Source organism: Streptomyces sp. NPDC045695 (genome assembly GCF_056432025.1).
In genome coordinates this window covers 138824-156452 of the sequence record NZ_JBWKJU010000009.1, presented here as the reverse complement: position 1 = coordinate 156452, position 17629 = coordinate 138824, and the positions used below count along the sequence as shown (strand labels likewise).

Below are 17629 nucleotides of genomic sequence, written 5' to 3'. Positions count from 1 at the left end.
ATGTGAACTACGGAGAGTGACGTTCGGGGCGGGGGGAGGCCCTTCGGCTGGATCTTGCCCGAAGGGGTGAAGGGCCTGCGACCTGCGGTTCGGCCGTACGGGTCCCTCTGCCCGGAAGGCGGACAGCGCGCGCGGGAATGCGGTGACCCGGGTCACGTCGGGGGCCGCCAGTTCTCCGAACTCCACGTCGCGCCGTTCTGCTCGGCGCAGCGGCGGGCCACGAACCGGTCGATCAGCTCAAGTGCCTTGTCACGTCCGCCAGTTATTTCCTCGGCGCGTCCTGCGGCGACCGCGTCCTCGTGGATCGCGTACTGCTCGTTGGACAGACCCTTCTGCTCCCAGTCCAGACCCGACCACTTGGTGCCCATGAGTGTCTCCTTCGCCCAGTACGAGACGAGGCTCGTGCAGATCTGTGCGGGCGAGGAGGCGCTGGCGGAAGGGCTGGTGGAAGCGCTGGTGGAGCCCTCTGCGGCGGGTGGTGCGGAGGAAGAGCATCCGGTCAGGGCGAGCGCCGCGAGGAGGGCGTGGACGGTGGCGTACCTGGCCGTGCGTGGCGGGGTCCCCATGAGGGGACGGTAGGCGGTCACCATCGGTGACACAACAGCGCGGGCGGGGCGGCGTGCGGACTGGTGAATTCCGGGCGGTTGGGCAGGCGTGGCCCGGTCCGGGAACGGGCGAGGGCCCGGACCCGCCGCTGTGAGCGGCTGGATCCGGGCCCTCGGGTGCCTCGTGCCCTACGGCTGCGGCGTCAGGCCCCGGCAGGGTCCCCGGCCGGGGCGGCGTCGCGCAGCAGGCAGGTCAGGCGGGCCGTGCAGACCCGGCGGTCCTGCTCGTCGCTGATGACGATCTCGTACGTGGCGGTGGAGCGGCCGCGGTGTACGGGGGTGGCGACCCCGGTGACCGTGCCGGAGCGGGCGCCCCGGTGGTGGGTGCAGTTCAGGTCCACGCCGACGGCGATCTTGGTGATGCCGCCGTGCATCATCGCTCCGACGGAGCCGAGGGTCTCGGCCAGGACGGCGGAGGCGCCGCCGTGCAGGAGTCCGTAGGGCTGGGTGTTGCCCTTGACCGGCATGGTCGCCACGACGCGCTCGGCGGAGGCCTCCAGGATGCGGATCTCCATCCGCTCGCCGAGGGCGCCCGCGGAGAACAGCGCGGGCAGGTCGACGCCCATGGCCGTGTACTCGTCGAGTACCTCCTGCGGGAACTTCACAGCGTGCTCCTGACCCATGGGTCTGCTCCGTTCGTCAACGATCGTTAACCTTCTTGTCCTGGGAGTCGTTCTATCAGGCCGGTTCAGGACGGCTCGAAGCGGATGACCACGGACTTGCTGGCGGGGGTGTTGCTGGTGTCCGCGGTGGAGTCGAGCGGGACCAGGACGTTGGTCTCGGGGTAGTAGGCGGCGGCGCAGCCGCGGGCCGTGGGGTAGTGCACGACCCGGAAGCCCGGTGCGCGCCGCTCCACGCCGTCCTTCCACTCGCTGACCAGGTCCGTGTACGAGCCGTCGGCCAGGCCCAGCTCCGCCGCGTCCGCGGGGTTGACCATGACGACGCGGCGGCCGCCGGTGATGCCGCGGTAGCGGTCGTCGAGGCCGTAGATCGTGGTGTTGTACTGGTCGTGGCTGCGCAGGGTCTGCAGGAGCAGCCGGCCCTCGGGGACCTCGGGGTACTCCACGGGCGCGGCCGTGAAATTGGCCTTGCCGGTCTTGGTGGGGAAGCGGCGCTCGTCGCGCGGGGCGTGCGGCAGCCGGAAGCCGCCGGGGCGGGCGACGCGGGCGTTGAAGTCCTCGAAGCCGGGGACCACGCGGGAGATCCGGTCGCGGATCGTCGCGTAGTCCCGCTCGAACTCCTCCCACGGGGTCCTGGAGGTCTCGCCGAGGACGGCGCGGGCCAGGCGGGCCACGATGGCGGGCTCGGAGAGCAGGTGCGGGGAGGCGGGGGCGAGGTTGCCGCGGGAGGCGTGGACCATGCCCATGGAGTCCTCGACGGTCACGAACTGCTTGCCGCCGGCCTGGACGTCCTTGTCGGTGCGGCCGAGGGTGGGCAGGATCAGGGCGCGCCGGCCGGTGACCGCGTGGGAGCGGTTGAGCTTGGTGGACACGTGCACGGTCAGGGAGGCGCGGCGGATCGCGGCCTCGGTGACCTCGGTGTCGGGGGTGGCGCCGACGAAGTTGCCGCCCATGGCGAAGAGGACCTTGGCCTTGCCGTCGCGCAGGGCCTGGATGGAGCGGACCACGTCGAAGCCGTGCTCGCGCGGCGAGGTGATGCCGAATTCGGCGTCGAGGGCGTCGAGGAAGGCGGCCGCGGGCCGTTCGAAGATCCCCATGGTGCGGTCGCCCTGCACGTTGGAGTGGCCGCGGACGGGGCAGACGCCCGCGCCGGGGCGGCCGATGTTTCCGCGCAGCAGCAGGAGGTTGACGACCTCGCGGATGGTGGCGACGGCGTGCTTGTGCTGCGTCAGGCCCATGGCCCAGCAGACGATGGTCCGCTCGGAGGCCAGGACCATGGCCAGCGCGCGCTCGATCTCGGGCCGGGTCAGGCCGGTCGCGGTGAGGGTCTCCTCCCAGTCGGCCTTCGCCGCGGCCGCCGCGAACTCCTCGTAGCCGTGGGTGTGCTCGCGGATGAAGGCCTCGTCGGTGGCCCCGCCCGCCTCGATGACCAGCTTGTTCAGCAGGCGGAAGAGGGCCTGGTCGCCGCCGATGCGGATCTGCAGGAACAGGTCGTTCAGGGCGGTGCCCTTGATCATCCCGAGGGGGGACTGCGGGTTCTTGAAGCGCTCCATCCCGGCCTCGGGCAGAGGATTCACCGAGATGATCTTCGCGCCGGCGGACTTGGCCTGTTCCAGGGCGGAGAGCATGCGCGGGTGGTTGGTGCCCGGGTTCTGCCCGGCGACGATGATCAGGTCGGCCTGGTGGAGGTCTTCGAGGGAGACGCTGCCCTTGCCGATGCCGATGGTCTCGTTCAGCGCGGAGCCCGAGGACTCGTGGCACATGTTGGAGCAGTCGGGCAGGTTGTTCGTGCCGAACTCGCGGGCGAAGAGCTGGAAGAGGAAGGCGGCCTCGTTGCTGGTGCGGCCCGAGGTGTAGAAGAGGGCCTCGTCGGGGGAGGCCAGCGCGGTCAGCTCCTCCGCGATGATCGCGAAGGCGCGCTCCCAGCTGACCGCCTCGTACCGGTCGCCGCCCTCGGGGAGGTACATCGGCTCGGTGATCCGGCCCTGCTGCCCCAGCCAGTACCCGGAGCGCGTGGCCAGGTCGGCGAGGGGGTGCGCGGCGAAGAACTCCGGGGTCACCCGGCGCAGCGTGGCCTCCTCCGCGACGGCCTTGGCGCCGTTCTCGCAGAATTCGGCGGTGTGCCGCTTGTCGCCCTCGGGCCAGGCGCAGCCCGGACAGTCGAAGCCGTCCTTCTGGTTGACCTTGAGCAGGGTGCGGGCGGTGCGGGCCAGGCCCATCTGCTGCTGCGCGATCCTCAGGGTGTGCCCGATCGCGGGCAGCCCCGCGGCCGCGTGTTGCGGGGGCGCGACCTGCGGCGCGTCCTGTACCGGATCACCTGCGGGCGGCTTGGTGGCCATGACGCTCCCCTTTGAACAGTCCTGTCGTCTGCACCGATCCTGTCACGCCCCGCCGACGTCGCCGTCGGCGGATTTGCCCCTGTGTGGGGACCGGCCGGAATTGTCGGTGGGGGCGCCTAGGATCGGGGGCGTGGCACAGACAGCATCGAAGACGACCGACCAGACGACCGCAGCGGACCGCCCCCGCCTGATGCTCATGGACGGGCACTCCCTGGCGTACAGGGCGTTCTTCGCGCTGCCCGCGGAGAACTTCACGACCGCGAGCGGCCAGCCGACCAACGCCATCTACGGCTTCGCGTCGATGCTGGCGAACACGCTGCGCGACGAGGCGCCCACGCACTTCGCGGTGGCGTTCGACGTCTCCCGCAAGACGTGGCGCTCGACGGAGTTCCCCGAGTACAAGGCGAACCGCTCCAAGACCCCCGACGAGTTCAAGGGGCAGGTCGAGCTGATCGGCGAGCTCCTCGACGCGATGCACGTGCCGCGGTTCGCCATCGACGGCTTCGAGGCCGACGACGTGATCGCGACGCTGGCGACGCAGGCGGAGGCCCTGGGCTTCGACGTGCTGATCGTCACCGGCGACCGGGACTCCTTCCAGCTCGTGTCCGAGCACACCACCGTGCTCTACCCGACCAAGGGCGTCTCCGAGCTGACCCGGTTCACCCCGGAGAAGGTCCAGGAGAAGTACGGGCTCAGCCCGCAGCAGTATCCGGACTTCGCCGCGCTGCGCGGCGACCCGTCCGACAACCTGCCGGGCATCCCGGGTGTCGGCGAGAAGACCGCGGCCAAGTGGATCACGCAGTTCGGGTCGTTCGCGCAGCTCGTGGAGCGTGCCGAGGAGGTCAAGGGCAAGGCCGGGCAGAACTTCCGGGACCACCTGGAGGCCGTCAAGCTCAACCGCGTCCTGACCGAGATGGTCAAGGACGTCGAGCTGCCCAAGACCCCGGCCGACCTGGTCCGCGCCCCGTACGACCGGACCGCCATGCTCGGTGTACTGGACGTGCTGGAGATCCGCAACGCCTCGCTGCGCGAGCGGCTGCTCGCCGTGGACCCGGGCGCCGCCGAGGAGGCACCGGCTCCGGTCGCGCCGGGCGTGGAGCTGGACGCGGCCGTCCTGGGCACCGGCGAGCTGGCGCCGTGGCTGGAGAGCCACGCGGGCGGGCCGCTGGGCCTCGCGACCGTCGACAGCTGGGCACTCGGCCAGGGCAACGTCAGCGAGATCGCGCTGGCCGCGGCCGGGGGCGCCGCCGCCTGGTTCACGCCCGCCGAGCTGGACGAGGCGGACGAGCGGGCCTTCGCGGCCTGGGCCGCCGACCCGGCCAAGCCCAAGGTGGTGCACAACGCCAAGGGCCTCATGCGGGTCTTCCCCGAGCACGGCTGGACCCTCGCGGGCGTCGCCATGGACACCGCGCTCGCCGCCTACCTGGTCAAGCCGGGCCGCCGGTCCTTCGCCCTGGACGCCTTGTCCATGGAGTACCTCCACCGTGAGCTGGCGCCCGCCGCCGCCGACGGCCAGCTGGCCTTCGGCGCCGACGACACGGCCGAGGCCGAGGCCCTGATGGCGCAGGCCCGCGCCGTCCTGGACCTCGGTGACGCCTTCACCGACAAGCTCGCCGAGGTGGGCGCGGCCGAGCTGTTGCACGACATGGAGCTGCCGACCTCCGAGCTGCTGGCCCGGATGGAGCGGTCCGGCATCGCCGCCGACCGGGACCACCTGGAGGCCATGGAGCAGCAGTTCGCCGGGGCCGTGCAGCAGGCGGTGAAGGAGGCGCACGCGGCGGTCGGCCACGAGTTCAACCTCGGCTCGCCCAAGCAGCTCCAGGAGGTCTTCTTCGGCGAGCTGGACCTGCCGAAGACCAAGAAGACCAAGACCGGGTACACCACGGACGCGGACGCGCTGGCCTGGCTGGCCACCCAGACCGACCACGACCTGCCCGTGATCATGCTCCGCCACCGGGAGCAGGCCAAGCTGCGCGTCACCGTCGAGGGCCTGGTCAAGACCATCGGCGCCGACGGCCGGGTGCACACCAGCTTCAGCCAGACCGTCGCCGCGACCGGCCGGCTGTCCTCCACCGACCCCAACCTGCAGAACGTGCCGGTGCGCACCGACGAGGGCCGCGCCATCCGCCGTGGCTTCGTCGTCGGCGAGGGCTTCGAGTCGCTCATGACCGCCGACTACAGCCAGATCGAGCTGCGCGTGATGGCCCACCTCTCCGAGGACGAGGGCCTGATCGAGGCGTTCGCGACCGGCGAGGACCTGCACACCACCGTCGCCTCCCAGGTGTTCGCCGTCGAGCGGTCCCAGGTCGACGCCGAGATGCGCCGCAAGATCAAGGCCATGTCGTACGGTCTCGCGTACGGGCTCTCCGCCTTCGGCTTGGCCCAGCAGCTGAACATCGAGCCCGCCGAGGCGCGCGGCCTGATGGAGACGTACTTCGAGCGGTTCGGCGGCGTGCGGGACTACCTGCGCCGCGTCGTGGACGAGGCCCGGGCCACCGGGTACACGGCCACGGTCTTCGGCCGCCGCCGGTACCTGCCCGACCTCAACAGCGACAACCGCCAGCGCCGCGAGGCCGCCGAGCGGATGGCGCTCAACGCGCCGATCCAGGGCACCGCCGCCGACATCGTCAAGGTCGCGATGCTGCGCGTGGACAAGGCGATCACCGCGGCCGGGCTGAGGTCGCGGACGCTCCTCCAGGTCCACGACGAAATCGTGCTGGAGATCGCCCCGGGCGAGCGCGAGCAGGTCGAGGAGCTGGTGCGCCGCGAGATGGGCGCCGCCGTCGAGCTCCGGGCCGCGCTGGAGGTGTCCGTGGGCGTCGGCCCCGACTGGGAGTCCGCCGCGCACTGAGCCCCGTACGGCCAGGGCCGCGCCCGTCCCCGCTCAGGCGGTGGGGACGGGCGTCCGCGTTTCCTCGTCCGTACGGGCGCGGTCGCCGCGGTGCCGGAGCCGTACGAGGACCCCGTACAGCAGCAGGGCCACGGCGAGCCCGCCGCCCGCGCCGAAACAGACCGTCGGGATGATGTCGAGCGGCGAGCGGATCCGGTCGAAGAAGGTGAAGAAGCGGATCACGCGCATCGTGACCCCCGCCGCCACGCACACCACGACCAGGGCGAGGGAGCCCCGGACCTCCGCACGGCCGAGCACCGGCACGGACGCCGGGGCCGGGGAGGCCGGCAGCCGCCGCAGCGCGGTCCCCGTGAACCAGAGCAGGGCGCAGGCCGCGACCGCCGAAGTGCCGTACTGCAGGTACGAGTAGAGGGGCAGGCCGAAGGCGAGCGGCTTGCCGAGGTCCGGCAGCGCGTTCGTCCCCCAGCGGTCCATGTGCGTGAAGCTGTCCCACACCACGTGCGTGAGGGAGCCGGCGACCGCCGAGAGGTAGAACCAGAGGGCGAGCGAGGGCAGTCGGCGGCGCACGCGCCAGTCCTCGCCCCGCACGAAGGCATGGACCCGGCCCCTCCAGCCACGCGGCAGGAGCGCGATCAGCGGCTCGCGCAGCAGCAGCCAGCACCCCACGAGCGCGGCGGTGAGCACGGCGTCCACGGTGAACACCCCTGGCAGCGAGTGCGTGAAGGACCCGTAGGCCATGACGCCCTCGACGACGGCGTCCGTGAAGTAGAAGGTGTCCGGCGCGAACGAGCCGAGGACCAAGGCCGAGGCGACGAGGGGGCCGCGGGCACGCCCGGTCCGACGGATGGCCGGAAGTACGGCCGCCGCATGGCTGAGAGTGAACGGCATGACACCCCTCCTGGACTTTCCCGGGCAGTCCCTTTACTTCGGGCCAATGCGCCCGAAGGGTCCCGACAGTATGCGTGACCTGCCCACGGACGTGGGGATGTGGTGAATTCCGGCCCGCGGTCCGTGCCCTGTGCAGGCAGCTGACGTAGGGTCACGCGCACGTCGAGGCAGAGGGGTTCGGCTCATGTCGGCTCGAATAATCGGACGCAGGCTGCGCAGGGGGGCGACGGCCGCCCTGATCTCCGCACTGGTGGTCGCCGCGGTGACCGCCTCCCAGGGACCGGCCGGTGCGCGCACGGACCGCGTGAGCGCGGCGCAGGACGACGCGACGCCCCTCCCGGCGGACGGGGCCGGCGGCGACACCGCCTACATCACCGAACTCCCGCCCCTGGTCAGCCCTGAGCCTCCCGCCGTGGTGCTGCCGGACGAGGCGGCGGCCACGCAGCCGGAGGCGGCCGCGACGCCGGAAGCCGTGCCGGCGGTGGCCGGCACCGGAGCGGCGCAGGGGGCGCAGGGGATACCGGCGAGCGTGCTCGCGGCGTACCTGCGTGCGGAGCAGACGGTGGGGCGGAGCGACCCCGGGTGCGGGCTGCGCTGGCAACTCCTCGCGGCGATCGGCAAGGTGGAGTCCGGGCAGGCGCGCGGCGGCCAGGTGGACACGGCGGGGACCACGCTGCGGCCCATCCTGGGGCCGGTGCTCGACGGCAACGGCTTCGCGAACATCCCGGACACGGACGGCGGGGCCTACGACGGGGACGCCCGGTACGACCGGGCGGTCGGGCCGATGCAGTTCATCCCCTCGACGTGGGCGGCATGGGGCCAGGACGCGGACGGCGACGGGCGGCGCAACCCGAGCAACGTGCACGACGCGGCCCTCGCGGCCGGGCGGTACCTGTGCGCGGGCGCCCGGGACCTGCGGGTGGACGCGGACCTGGACCGGGCGGTCCTGTCGTACAACCACTCCACGGCGTACCTGCGCACGGTGCGGTCCTGGTTCGCGTACTACCTCAAGGGGGCGCACGAGGTCCCGGACAGCGGGGGTGCCGGCGCGTCGGTGCCGGCGCCATCGGCACCGGTACCGGCACCGAAGCCCACCCCGACGCCGAAGCCCACGCCGAGCCCGACCCCCACGCCGACCCCGACCCCGACCCCGACCCCGACCCCGGCCCCGACGCCGACGCCGACGCCGACACCGGTCCCGAAGCCCACGCCTTCGCCGACTCCCACGCCGACGCCGACACCCACCCCCACGCCGAGCCCCACCCCCACGCCGAGCCCCACGCCGCCGACCCCGGTCCCGACGCCGACCCCCACGCCCACGCCGTCGCCCACCGCGTCCCCGTCGCCCACCGCGTCCCCGTCGCCCACCGCGTCCCCGACGCCCACCCCGCTCCCGAAGGTCACCTCGTCCCCGGCCCCCGCGCCGGGGGAAACCCCGTAGTCGAACCGTTCTCATCTCGCCTTCGGATTGCTACGGTGCCTCCTCCCTGACGCTCCATCAGATTCCGGAGGCCCGGCATGCGCGCATTCATCGCCGCCGCCAGCGGTCTCGCCCTCGCGGTGCTCCTCGTCCTCGCCGTCACGGCGTTCGGGGCGCCCGAAGGCAGGACCTCACCCAAGCCCCTGCTCACCACCGCGCCCCCCGCGCCCGGACAGTAGAGGAGGGCCCGGCCGTGCGACGCAGAGCGAGCCTTGTCCTGCTGGCCCTAGCCGTGTTCTGCGCAGCCCTCGCGCCGCTGCTGCGCTGGTACGCCTACCCCCGCCTCGCCAAGATCCCGGCGAACCAGTACCAGGAGGTGGTCCTGGAGGCGAAGGACGCGACCCTGCTCGACTACACCGGCGGCATGCAGCCGAAGAAGGTCGACAAGGTCACGATCGTCCAGACCCTCAAGGGCAACGTCGAGGCGTCGAAGGAGATCGAGTCGAGCGCGGGCAAGGACGTCGTGGTCTGGGACACGCTCACGCACATCATCGGCCCGGACGGGAAGACGGTCTCCCAGATCCCCGAGCGCTACATCTTCGACGCCCACACCCAGGACCCGGTGCACGCCACCGGCGAGATGGTCGACGGCGACGCCGTCAAGCGCGAGGGCATCGAGTTCAAGTGGCCGTTCTTCACCGAGCCGCGCGACTACCTGTACTTCGACGCGCAGACCCGTACCTCCTCGCCGATCCACTACGTCGGCCCGCGCACCTTCAAGGGCGTGGACGTCTACTACTTCGAGCAGACCGTCCCCTGGACCAAGGTGCCCATGCCGAAGAAGATGCCCATCGAGGGCATCGACCCGACGACGATCGAGGCGGCCACCGGCACCACCCTCTGGTACACGGTCAAGGCCAGGTTCTGGGTCGACCCCGTCACCGGGGCGCCCGTCAACGCAGAGCAGGACATCCAGCAGGAGATGCGCGGCGGCATCGCGGCGGGCGGCCCCGACGGCAAGCTCACCGCCTTCGCCGGGCACGTCACCATGCGCGAGGACTACTCCGACTACACGGTCGACCTGGTCAAGTCGAACCGTACGAAGATCCTCGCGCTGCACACCTACGCGCCGGTCGGCCTCACGGCCGGCGGGCTCGCGCTGCTCGGGGTCGCGCTGTGGCTGGAGGCCCGCGGCCGCCGGGCGCGGGAGGAAGAGGAAGGGGTCAGCGCCTGAGCCGGGCGTTGGTGTGACGGGTCGGCTCGGCGGTGGCCGGGTCCTCGGGCCACGGGTGCTTCGGGTAGCGGCCGCGCAGCTCCGCGCGGACGGCGCGGTAGCCACCCTGCCAGAAGGAGGCGAGGTCGGCGGTGACGGCGGCGGGCCGTCCGGCGGGGGACAGGAGGTGCACCAGCACCGGTACGCCCGCCACCCGCGGGGTCTCGGCCAGGCCGAACAGCTCCTGGAGCTTCACGGCGAGCACCGGCTGCCCGTGCTCCGCCGCGTAGTCCACCCTGATCCGGGATCCGCTGGGCACCTCCAGGCGTTCCGGAGCCAGCTCGTCGAGGCGGGCGGCCTCACCGGAGGCCCACGGCAGCAGCCGGTTCAGCGCCTGCCCGGCATCGATCCGCCCCAGGTCGGCGCGGCGCCGGGCCCGGGACAGCTCCGGCTCCAGCCATGCGTCGGCGCGCTCCAGCAGGGCGTCGTCGTCCGCCACGTCGGGCCAGGCGCCGCCGAGCGTCCGGTGCAGGAAGCCCAGCCGGGCCCGCAGCGTCTGCGCGTCGGGCGACCAGCGCAGCAGGCCGAGGCCCTCGGTGCGCAGGCCCTGGAGCAGGGCGGCCCGCACGAGCGCGGGGTCGGGGTTGCGCAGTGGGCGCGCGGCGAGCTCGATCGCCCCGAGCCGCTGCGCCGCGCGGGCCACGAGGTCCCCGTCCTCCCAGCGGACCTCCTCGCCCTCGGTCAGCAGGTGGGCGGCGGCGGCCCGGGCGGTGTCCTCGTCGATGACGGCGGCGAGCCGGACGCGTGCCGAGGCGGCGTGCGGGGGCCGGTCGGCGACGGCGACCGCCAGCCAGGGGGCGTGGCGCAGCGGTGACCCCTCGGGGAGTTCGGCCGCCGTCCCCGAGGCCATGAGGAAGGCCCCCTGCCCCTTGGCCCTGGCCACCCGCTCGGGGAACGCGAGCGCGGCGACGAGCCCGGCGGCGAGGTCATCGGGCGCGGCTCCGCTGCCGGGGCTCCGCCCCGGACCCCGCGCCTCACACGCCGGCGAGGCTGGATTTCCGGGGGTCCGCGGCGGAGTCCCGGGCTCGGGAAGGGGCGGGGCGGGGGAGAGCCCCTCGGGGTCCTGCGTGGCGGCGCGCTCCAGCCGGCGGGCTTCCGCGCGCCAGCGCGAGGCGTAGGGGTCCGACCCGCGCCGGGCCGCCCGCCAGGCGGCGGCCAGATCGTCCCCGTACTCCCGCGGCGGCTCCTCGCTGAGCAGGGCCACCACCTCCGCCGTACGCCGTGCGCCCAGCGCGTCGGCCCCGTCCAGCAGGGCCCTGGCCAGCCGGGGGTGCAGCCCGAGCCGGGTCATCCGCAGGCCGCGCGGGGTCGGCCGCCCGGCCGGGTCCACGGCGCCGACCGCGACCAGCACCTCCCGCGCCGCGGCCATCGCTCCGGCCGGCGGCGGGTCCGGCAGGGCCAGCCCGGCCGCCTCCGGGTCGCCCCAGCAGGCGGCCTGAAGGGCGAACTGGGCCAGATCGGCCATGCGGATCTCCGGCGAGGGGAACGCGGGCAGCCGGCCGTCCTCCGCTTCGGCCCAGCAGCGGTACACCGCGCCCGGCGCCTCCCGCCCGGCCCGGCCCGCGCGCTGGCGACCGGCCGCGCGGGACGCCCGTACGGTCGCCAGCGCGCCCAGCCCCCGGGCATGGTCCACGCGGGGCTCGCGGGCCAGCCCGGAGTCCACCACCACGCGCACGCCCGGCACGGTCAGGCTGGACTCCGCCACCGCCGTCGCGAGGATCACCCGGCGGTGCTGCGACGCCGTCAGCGCCGCGTCCTGCACCGCCGCCGGAGCCCGGCCGTGGACCTGGAGCACCTCCGCGTCCACGCCGCCGAGCTGCCCGGCGACCCGGGCGATCTCGCCGACGCCGGGCAGGAAGCACAGGACGTCGCCGTCGCGTTCGGCCAGGGCCCGCCGCACCACCGAGGCCACGTGCGCCAGCTGCGCCGGATCCACCCGCATGCCGTGCGGGGGCCGCACCGGCCGGGCCGGGGGAGCCCATACGGTCTCCACGGGGTACGAGACCCCCGCGGCCCGCACCACGGGCGCGTCGCCGGGCCCGCCGTGACCGAGCACCCGGGCCCAGACCGCGGCGTCCGTCGTCGCCGAAGCCGCCACCAGGCGCAGGTCCGGGCGCAGGGTCTCCCGTACGTCGAGCAGGAAGGCGGCGGCCGTGTCGGCGTCCAGGTGGCGCTCGTGGCACTCGTCCAGGACGACCACGTCCACCCCGTCCAGCTCCTGGTCGCGCTGCAGCCGCTGGAGCAGCACGCCGGTGGTGACCACCTCCACCACCGTGCCGGGACCCGCGACCCGCTCGCCGCGCACCGTGAAGCCCACCGAGTCGCCGGTCTTCTCGCCCAGCAGCCAGGCCATGCGCCGCGCGGCGGCCCGGGCGGCGATCCGCCGGGGCTCGGCGACCACGACCCGGCGGCGAGGGCCGCCCCCCACCAGCCCCGCCAGCACCAGGGGCACCAGCGTGGTCTTGCCGGTGCCGGGCGGGGCGCAGAGCACGGCGGTGCCGTGCGCGTCCAGCGCGGAGAGGAGGGCGGGGACGGCCTCCCGGACGGGAAGGGCGTCGAGGGCGGCCTGGCGTATCAAGGGATCAGTCCCTCTCGCACACGAAGATCGCCGTGCCGGGGATCAGGTTGCCGCGCAGCGGGGACCAGCCGCCCCACTCCTGGCTGTTCCATTCGGGCCACTGCGGCTCGACCAGGTCGAGCAGGCGGAAGCCGCCCGCCACCACGTCCCGGACGCGGTCGCCGAGGGTGCGGTGGTGCTCCACGTAGACGGCGTGACCCTGCTCGTCCTGCTCCACGTACGGGGTCCGGTCGAAGTAGGAGGCGGCGACGGTCAGCCCCTCGGGGCCGGGTTCGTCCGGGAAGGCCCAGCGGATGGGGTGGGTGACGGAGAAGACCCAGCGGCCCCCGGGGCGCAGTACGCGGTGCACCTCGCGCATGACGTTGACCGGGTCGGCGACGAAGGGCACGGCCCCGTAGGCGGAGCAGGCGAGGTCGAAGGAGCCGTCGCGGAAGGGGAGCCTGCCCGCGTCGGCCTCGACGAGCGGAACGTCGTCGCCGATGCGCAGGGCGTGCTGGAGCTGGCGGTGGGAGAGGTCCAGGGCCACCGGGCGGGCGCCCTGGGCGGCGAGCCAGCGCGAGCACTGGGCGGCGCCGGCGCCGATCTCCAGGACGTCCTTGTTCTTGAGGAGGGCGGCGGGGCCCAGGAGGGCCGCGTCCGCCTCGTCCAGGCCCTCGGGGCCCCACACGAAGCGGTCGTCGCCGAGGAAGGCGCCGTGCTCGCTCTGGTACTCGTCGGCGTTGCGGTCCCACCACCCGCGGCTGGCCCGGCTGCTCTCCGCTTCCCCCGCGTCACGCCGGGTGGCCTCGGCGTCCTCCACGGAACCCGGATCGGCCTCGTGCGCCGCTTCGGGGGTGTAGTCCTCTTGGTTCATGGGGCCCGTCGTCGTAGTCTGCGAATGTCTTCGGATGTGGCAGGAAGCCTCAGCAAGGCCGCCGCGCCCACGAATTGTGCCGGTTATGCGGCCATCCGCCGGGGGTGTGCGCCTTCGCGCATTGACCCTGTCCGGCTGCCCCCGTATGCTACAAGTTGCGCTGCGAGCCTGTGCTCCTCAGACCTAGCAGGCTGCGCTTGCATCTGTTGATGTCCCCTCGGTTCTCGAGGCCCCACCGCTTCTGCGCGGAAGGGGGTCTCCTTGGCTGTCCGGCTTCTTCGGCAGATGCCGATAAGGGCTCCCGGCGTAGCAGTACCTACGACTTTCTGTCCGTAACCGGAGCCCTTTCCCACATGACGAGCAGCACCGAGACCACCGCCACCACCCCGCAGGTTGCGGTCAACGACATCGGCGACGCGGACGCGTTCCTCGCGGCGATCGACGCGACGATCAAGTACTTCAACGATGGCGACATCGTCGACGGCGTCATCGTCAAGGTTGACCGGGACGAGGTTCTCCTCGACATCGGTTACAAGACCGAAGGTGTCATCCCGAGCCGCGAGCTCTCGATCAAGCACGACGTCGACCCGAACGAGGTCGTCAAGGTCGGCGACGAGATCGAGGCCCTGGTTCTCCAGAAGGAGGACAAGGAAGGCCGCCTGATCCTCTCGAAGAAGCGCGCTCAGTACGAGCGTGCCTGGGGCACCATCGAGAAGATCAAGGAAGAAGACGGCATCGTCACCGGTACCGTCATCGAGGTCGTCAAGGGTGGTCTCATCCTCGACATCGGCCTCCGCGGCTTCCTGCCGGCCTCTCTCGTGGAGATGCGTCGCGTCCGCGACCTCCAGCCCTACGTGGGCAAGGAGCTCGAGGCGAAGATCATCGAGCTGGACAAGAACCGCAACAACGTGGTCCTGTCCCGCCGCGCCTGGCTCGAGCAGACCCAGTCCGAGGTTCGCCAGACGTTCCTCACCACCCTGCAGAAGGGTCAGGTCCGCTCCGGCGTCGTCTCCTCGATCGTCAACTTCGGTGCCTTCGTGGACCTGGGTGGCGTCGACGGTCTCGTCCACGTCTCCGAGCTGTCCTGGAAGCACATCGACCACCCGTCCGAGGTTGTCGAGGTCGGCCAGGAAGTCACCGTCGAGGTCCTCGACGTCGACATGGACCGCGAGCGTGTCTCCCTGTCGCTGAAGGCGACGCAGGAAGACCCGTGGCAGCAGTTCGCCCGGACCCACCAGATCGGTCAGGTCGTCCCGGGTAAGGTCACCAAGCTGGTTCCGTTCGGTGCGTTCGTCCGCGTGGACGAGGGCATCGAGGGTCTGGTCCACATCTCCGAGCTGGCCGAGCGCCACGTGGAGATCCCGGAGCAGGTCGTCCAGGTCAACGACGAGATCTTCGTCAAGGTCATCGACATCGACCTTGAGCGTCGCCGGATCTCGCTGTCGCTGAAGCAGGCCAACGAGTCCTTCGGTGCCGACCCGGCGTCGGTCGAGTTCGACCCGACCCTGTACGGCATGGCCGCGTCTTACGACGACCAGGGCAACTACATCTACCCCGAGGGCTTCGACCCCGAGACCAACGACTGGCTCGAGGGCTTCGACAAGCAGCGCGAGGCCTGGGAGACCCAGTACGCCGAGGCGCAGCAGCGCTTCGAGCAGCACCAGGCTCAGGTCATCAAGAGCCGCGAGGCCGACGAGGCCGCTGCCGCCGAGGGTGCTGCCGCCCCGGCCGCGGGTGCCAGCGCCGGTGCGGGCATCTCGGGTGGTTCGTACTCCTCGGAGTCCGACGAGACCTCTGGCGCCCTGGCGTCCGACGAGGCCCTCGCCGCCCTCCGCGAGAAGCTGGCCGGCGGCCAGAGCTGATCGCAGCGCGCATCACACTCCGGTGTGAGCCGAGCGGGTTGAGTTGACGGTAAGGCCCGTCCCCTCCGGGGGGCGGGCCTTACCGCGTTCCTGGTCGTGTTCGTGATTGCGTTCCTGTGAATGCGGCCAACTGGGGAATGGTGGGGCGTCCTTGGACGTTCTTGGCAGAGAACGCGGCGAGGAGGAGTGGTGGCAGTGCTTGATCCACAGGGTTTGTACGAATGGGATGCCAAGGGTCTGGCGGTGGCCGACCTGGCGGTCGCCCAGGACTCGGCCGGGCTGGTCATGCTGTACCACTTCGAGGGGTACATCGACGCGGGTGAGACCGGTGAGCAGATCGTCGAGCGCCTCCTGGACACCCTGCCCCACCAGGTGGTGGCGCGCTTCGACGCGGACCGGCTGGTGGACTACCGGGCGCGCCGCCCGCTGCTGACCTTCCAGCGCGACCACTGGACGGAGTTCGAGGAGCCCAGGCTGGAGGTCCGGCTCGTCCAGGACGCCACCGGAGCGCCCTTCCTGCTGCTGTCCGGCCCCGAGCCGGACGTGGAGTGGGAGCGTTTCTCCGTCGCCGTCCGGCAGATCGTCGAGCGTCTCGGGGTCCGCCTCTCGGTGAACTTCCACGGGATTCCGATGGGCGTCCCGCACACCCGCCCCGTGGGCATCACCCCGCACGGCAACCGCACCGACCTCATGCCGGGGCACCGCAGCCCCTTCGACGAGGCGCAGGTGCCGGGCAGCGCGGAATCCCTGGTGGAGTTCCGCCTGGCCCAGGCCGGACACGACGTGCTGGGCGTCGCCGCGCACGTACCGCACTACGTCGCGCGCTCCCCGTACCCGGACGCCGCGCTGACGGTGCTGGAGGCGATCACGGCCGCCACCGGGCTGGTGCTGCCGGCCGTGGCGCACGCCCTGCGCACCGAGGCGCACCGGACCCAGACGGAGATCGACCGGCAGATCCGGGAGGGCGACGAGGAGCTGGTCAGCCTGGTGCAGGGGCTGGAGCACCAGTACGACGCGGCCGCCGGAGCGGAGAGCCGCGGCAACATGATCGCGGAACCGGCGGAGCTGCCGTCGGCGGACGAGATCGGCCGCGAGTTCGAGCGGTTCCTGGCGGAGCGCGAGGGCGAGGGCTGAGACGCTGACCTGCCGGCGCTTGCGGCCGAGGGCCGAGGGGCCGGCCTGCCGGCCTGCCGGGGGGCCGCGGGCTTCGGGCTAGTGCTGTGACCCTTCCGGTCGCAGTACTAGGGTGCGAGCATGCTGAAAGTAGGACTGACGGGCGGAATCGGCGCCGGCAAGAGCGAGGTCTCGCGACTGCTGGCGGGGTACGGGGCGATCGTCGTCGACGCCGATCGGATCGCGCGCGAGGTCGTGGAGCCCGGTACGCCGGGCCTCGCGGCCGTCGTGGCGGCGTTCGGCGAGTCGGTGCTGACGCCGGAGGGGGCACTGGACCGCCCGAAGCTGGGGTCCATCGTGTTCGCGGACCCGGCCAGGCTCCAGACGCTCAACGCGATCGTGCACCCGCTGGTCGGGGCCCGCTCGGCCGAGCTGGAGGCCGCCGCGGGGACCGGCGCGATCGTGGTGCACGACGTACCGCTCCTCACGGAGAACGGCCTGGCGCCGCTCTACGACCTGGTGGTCGTGGTGGACGCGGCGCCGCAGACGCAGCTGGCACGGCTGACCGCGCTGCGCGGGATGTCCGAGGCGGAGGCGCGGGCCCGGATGGCCGCGCAGGCCACGCGGGAGCAGCGGCTCGCGGTCGCGACCCTGGTGATCGACAACGACGGGCCGCTGGAGGCGCTGGAGCCGCAGGTGCGCAAGGTGTGGGACGAGCTCAGGGAGCGGGCCGCAGGCGGCGCCACTGCCTGACGTGTGCATGGAATAGCGGAGAGGGCGGGCGCGTTGGACGCGCCCGTAGAGGGAAGGATCTGGACCGTGTCCGAGACCACGCGCCCCACCCCGCCGTCCAGCCCGGAAACCCACGTCATCGACTACCGGGCCGCCGAGCGGCTGCTCGCCGCACGGGACCCGCGCGGCGCGGTGAAGCTGCTCGACTCGGTCGTAGCCGCCCACCCGGAGAACACGGCGGCTCGGCTCCTGCGCGCCCGGGCCTTCTTCGCGGCGGCCCAACTGCGCCCGGCGGAGCTGGAGTTCGAGCTGGTGCTGGAGCGGGAGCCGGACAACGCCTTCGCGCACTTCGCGCTGGCCCGTACCCATGAGCGCGCGGGCCGGCCCGGGCAGGCACGCAAGCACTTCCGCCTGGCCGCGGCCCTGGACCCGCAGCCGGAATACCTGGCCGCGGCCCGTTTCGACGACCAGGACGGCCCGGGAGCCGGATCCTGA

The 17629-nt window shown here is 72.6% G+C and carries 15 protein-coding genes; 9 read left to right on the top strand and 6 right to left on the bottom strand.

All coding sequences use genetic code 11. The features are described 5' to 3' along the window. Positions 1-152: 152 nt before the first annotated feature. Positions 153-368 (bottom strand): hypothetical protein, encoded by a 216-nt coding sequence (locus AC07DU_RS18220; RefSeq protein ID WP_479032824.1) that lies wholly within the window; start codon positions 366-368, stop codon positions 153-155. Here AC07DU_RS18220 and AC07DU_RS18215 point away from each other — a divergent pair. Beyond that, entirely contained in the window at positions 367-579 is a 213-nt protein-coding gene (locus AC07DU_RS18215; RefSeq protein ID WP_479112281.1) for a hypothetical protein, read from the top strand. The genes AC07DU_RS18220 and AC07DU_RS18215 overlap by 2 nt on opposite strands. A 169-nt stretch (positions 580-748) precedes the next feature. On the opposite strand, the gene AC07DU_RS18210 is transcribed toward AC07DU_RS18215, so the two are convergent. Together AC07DU_RS18210 and AC07DU_RS18205 are read right to left on the bottom strand one after the other, a co-directional pair. Continuing rightward, a complete protein-coding gene (locus AC07DU_RS18210) occupies positions 749-1228 on the bottom strand; it encodes a hotdog fold thioesterase (RefSeq protein ID WP_360890424.1) in 480 nt (159 codons plus the stop codon). A 65-nt stretch (positions 1229-1293) separates the two neighbouring features. Continuing rightward, entirely contained in the window at positions 1294-3564 is a 2271-nt protein-coding gene (locus tag AC07DU_RS18205; protein WP_479112279.1) for an FdhF/YdeP family oxidoreductase, read from the bottom strand. A gap of 130 nt (positions 3565-3694) precedes the next feature. Between AC07DU_RS18205 and polA the strand changes: the two genes are divergently transcribed. Beyond that, positions 3695-6415 (top strand): DNA polymerase I, encoded by a 2721-nt coding sequence (gene polA / locus AC07DU_RS18200; protein WP_479112277.1) that lies wholly within the window; start codon positions 3695-3697, stop codon positions 6413-6415. A 33-nt stretch (positions 6416-6448) separates the two neighbouring features. On the opposite strand, the gene AC07DU_RS18195 is transcribed toward polA, so the two are convergent. Beyond that, entirely contained in the window at positions 6449-7303 is an 855-nt protein-coding gene (locus AC07DU_RS18195) for a DUF4184 family protein (protein WP_479032835.1), read from the bottom strand. A 184-nt stretch (positions 7304-7487) separates the two neighbouring features. Here AC07DU_RS18195 and AC07DU_RS18190 point away from each other — a divergent pair, with 184 nt between their 5' ends. The 3 genes from AC07DU_RS18190 to pgfA all read left to right on the top strand — a co-directional run bounded on the left by AC07DU_RS18190 (position 7488) and on the right by pgfA (position 9957). Next, positions 7488-8744, top strand: coding sequence for a lytic transglycosylase domain-containing protein (locus AC07DU_RS18190; protein ID WP_479112275.1), 1257 nt, complete (start codon positions 7488-7490; stop codon positions 8742-8744). A 77-nt stretch (positions 8745-8821) separates the two neighbouring features. Further along, positions 8822-8962, top strand: coding sequence for an SPW_0924 family protein (locus AC07DU_RS18185; protein WP_360890409.1), 141 nt, complete (start codon positions 8822-8824; stop codon positions 8960-8962). Positions 8963-8976: 14 nt separating this feature from the next. Continuing rightward, positions 8977-9957 (top strand): cell envelope lipid trafficking protein PgfA, encoded by a 981-nt coding sequence (gene pgfA, locus AC07DU_RS18180; protein WP_479112273.1) that lies wholly within the window; start codon positions 8977-8979, stop codon positions 9955-9957. Here the strand turns inward: pgfA and AC07DU_RS18175 are convergent. Then, a complete protein-coding gene (locus AC07DU_RS18175; protein ID WP_479112271.1) occupies positions 9947-12574 on the bottom strand; it encodes an ATP-dependent RNA helicase in 2628 nt (875 codons plus the stop codon). The two genes, pgfA and AC07DU_RS18175, sit on opposite strands and share 11 nt — an antisense overlap. Before the next feature lie 4 nt (positions 12575-12578). Then, entirely contained in the window at positions 12579-13427 is an 849-nt protein-coding gene (locus AC07DU_RS18170) for a class I SAM-dependent methyltransferase (RefSeq protein ID WP_360890400.1), read from the bottom strand. Positions 13428-13780: 353 nt separating this feature from the next. On the opposite strand from AC07DU_RS18170, the gene rpsA reads away from it, so the two are divergent. The 4 genes from rpsA to AC07DU_RS18150 all read left to right on the top strand — a co-directional run bounded on the left by rpsA (position 13781) and on the right by AC07DU_RS18150 (position 17629). Further along, positions 13781-15289, top strand: coding sequence for a 30S ribosomal protein S1 (gene rpsA / locus AC07DU_RS18165; RefSeq protein WP_360890396.1), 1509 nt, complete (start codon positions 13781-13783; stop codon positions 15287-15289). A 195-nt stretch (positions 15290-15484) separates the two neighbouring features. Further along, on the top strand, positions 15485-16423 hold the full coding sequence (locus tag AC07DU_RS18160; RefSeq protein WP_360890393.1) for a PAC2 family protein: 939 nt from the start codon (positions 15485-15487) through the stop codon (positions 16421-16423). Between the two features lie 120 nt (positions 16424-16543). Continuing rightward, positions 16544-17155 (top strand): dephospho-CoA kinase, encoded by a 612-nt coding sequence (gene coaE, locus AC07DU_RS18155; RefSeq protein WP_479112269.1) that lies wholly within the window; start codon positions 16544-16546, stop codon positions 17153-17155. Positions 17156-17221: 66 nt separating this feature from the next. Further along, positions 17222-17629 (top strand): tetratricopeptide repeat protein, encoded by a 408-nt coding sequence (locus tag AC07DU_RS18150; protein WP_479032853.1) that lies wholly within the window; start codon positions 17222-17224, stop codon positions 17627-17629.

Bases quoted from the DNA above. Each gene is read 5' to 3' on its own strand.
- AC07DU_RS18215 (WP_479112281.1), top strand. From the start codon at position 367: ATGAGTGTCTCCTTCGCCCAGTACGAGACGAGGCTCGTGCAGATCTGT.
- AC07DU_RS18220 (WP_479032824.1), bottom strand. From the start codon at position 368: ATGGGCACCAAGTGGTCGGGTCTGGACTGGGAGCAGAAGGGTCTGTCC.
- AC07DU_RS18210 (WP_360890424.1), bottom strand. From the start codon at position 1,228: ATGGGTCAGGAGCACGCTGTGAAGTTCCCGCAGGAGGTACTCGACGAG.
- AC07DU_RS18205 (WP_479112279.1), bottom strand. From the start codon at position 3,564: ATGGCCACCAAGCCGCCCGCAGGTGATCCGGTACAGGACGCGCCGCAG.
- AC07DU_RS18195 (WP_479032835.1), bottom strand. From the start codon at position 7,303: ATGCCGTTCACTCTCAGCCATGCGGCGGCCGTACTTCCGGCCATCCGT.
- AC07DU_RS18190 (WP_479112275.1), top strand. From the start codon at position 7,488: ATGTCGGCTCGAATAATCGGACGCAGGCTGCGCAGGGGGGCGACGGCC.
- AC07DU_RS18185 (WP_360890409.1), top strand. From the start codon at position 8,822: ATGCGCGCATTCATCGCCGCCGCCAGCGGTCTCGCCCTCGCGGTGCTC.
- AC07DU_RS18170 (WP_360890400.1), bottom strand. From the start codon at position 13,427: ATGAACCAAGAGGACTACACCCCCGAAGCGGCGCACGAGGCCGATCCG.
- rpsA (WP_360890396.1), top strand. From the start codon at position 13,781: ATGACGAGCAGCACCGAGACCACCGCCACCACCCCGCAGGTTGCGGTC.
- coaE (WP_479112269.1), top strand. From the start codon at position 16,544: ATGCTGAAAGTAGGACTGACGGGCGGAATCGGCGCCGGCAAGAGCGAG.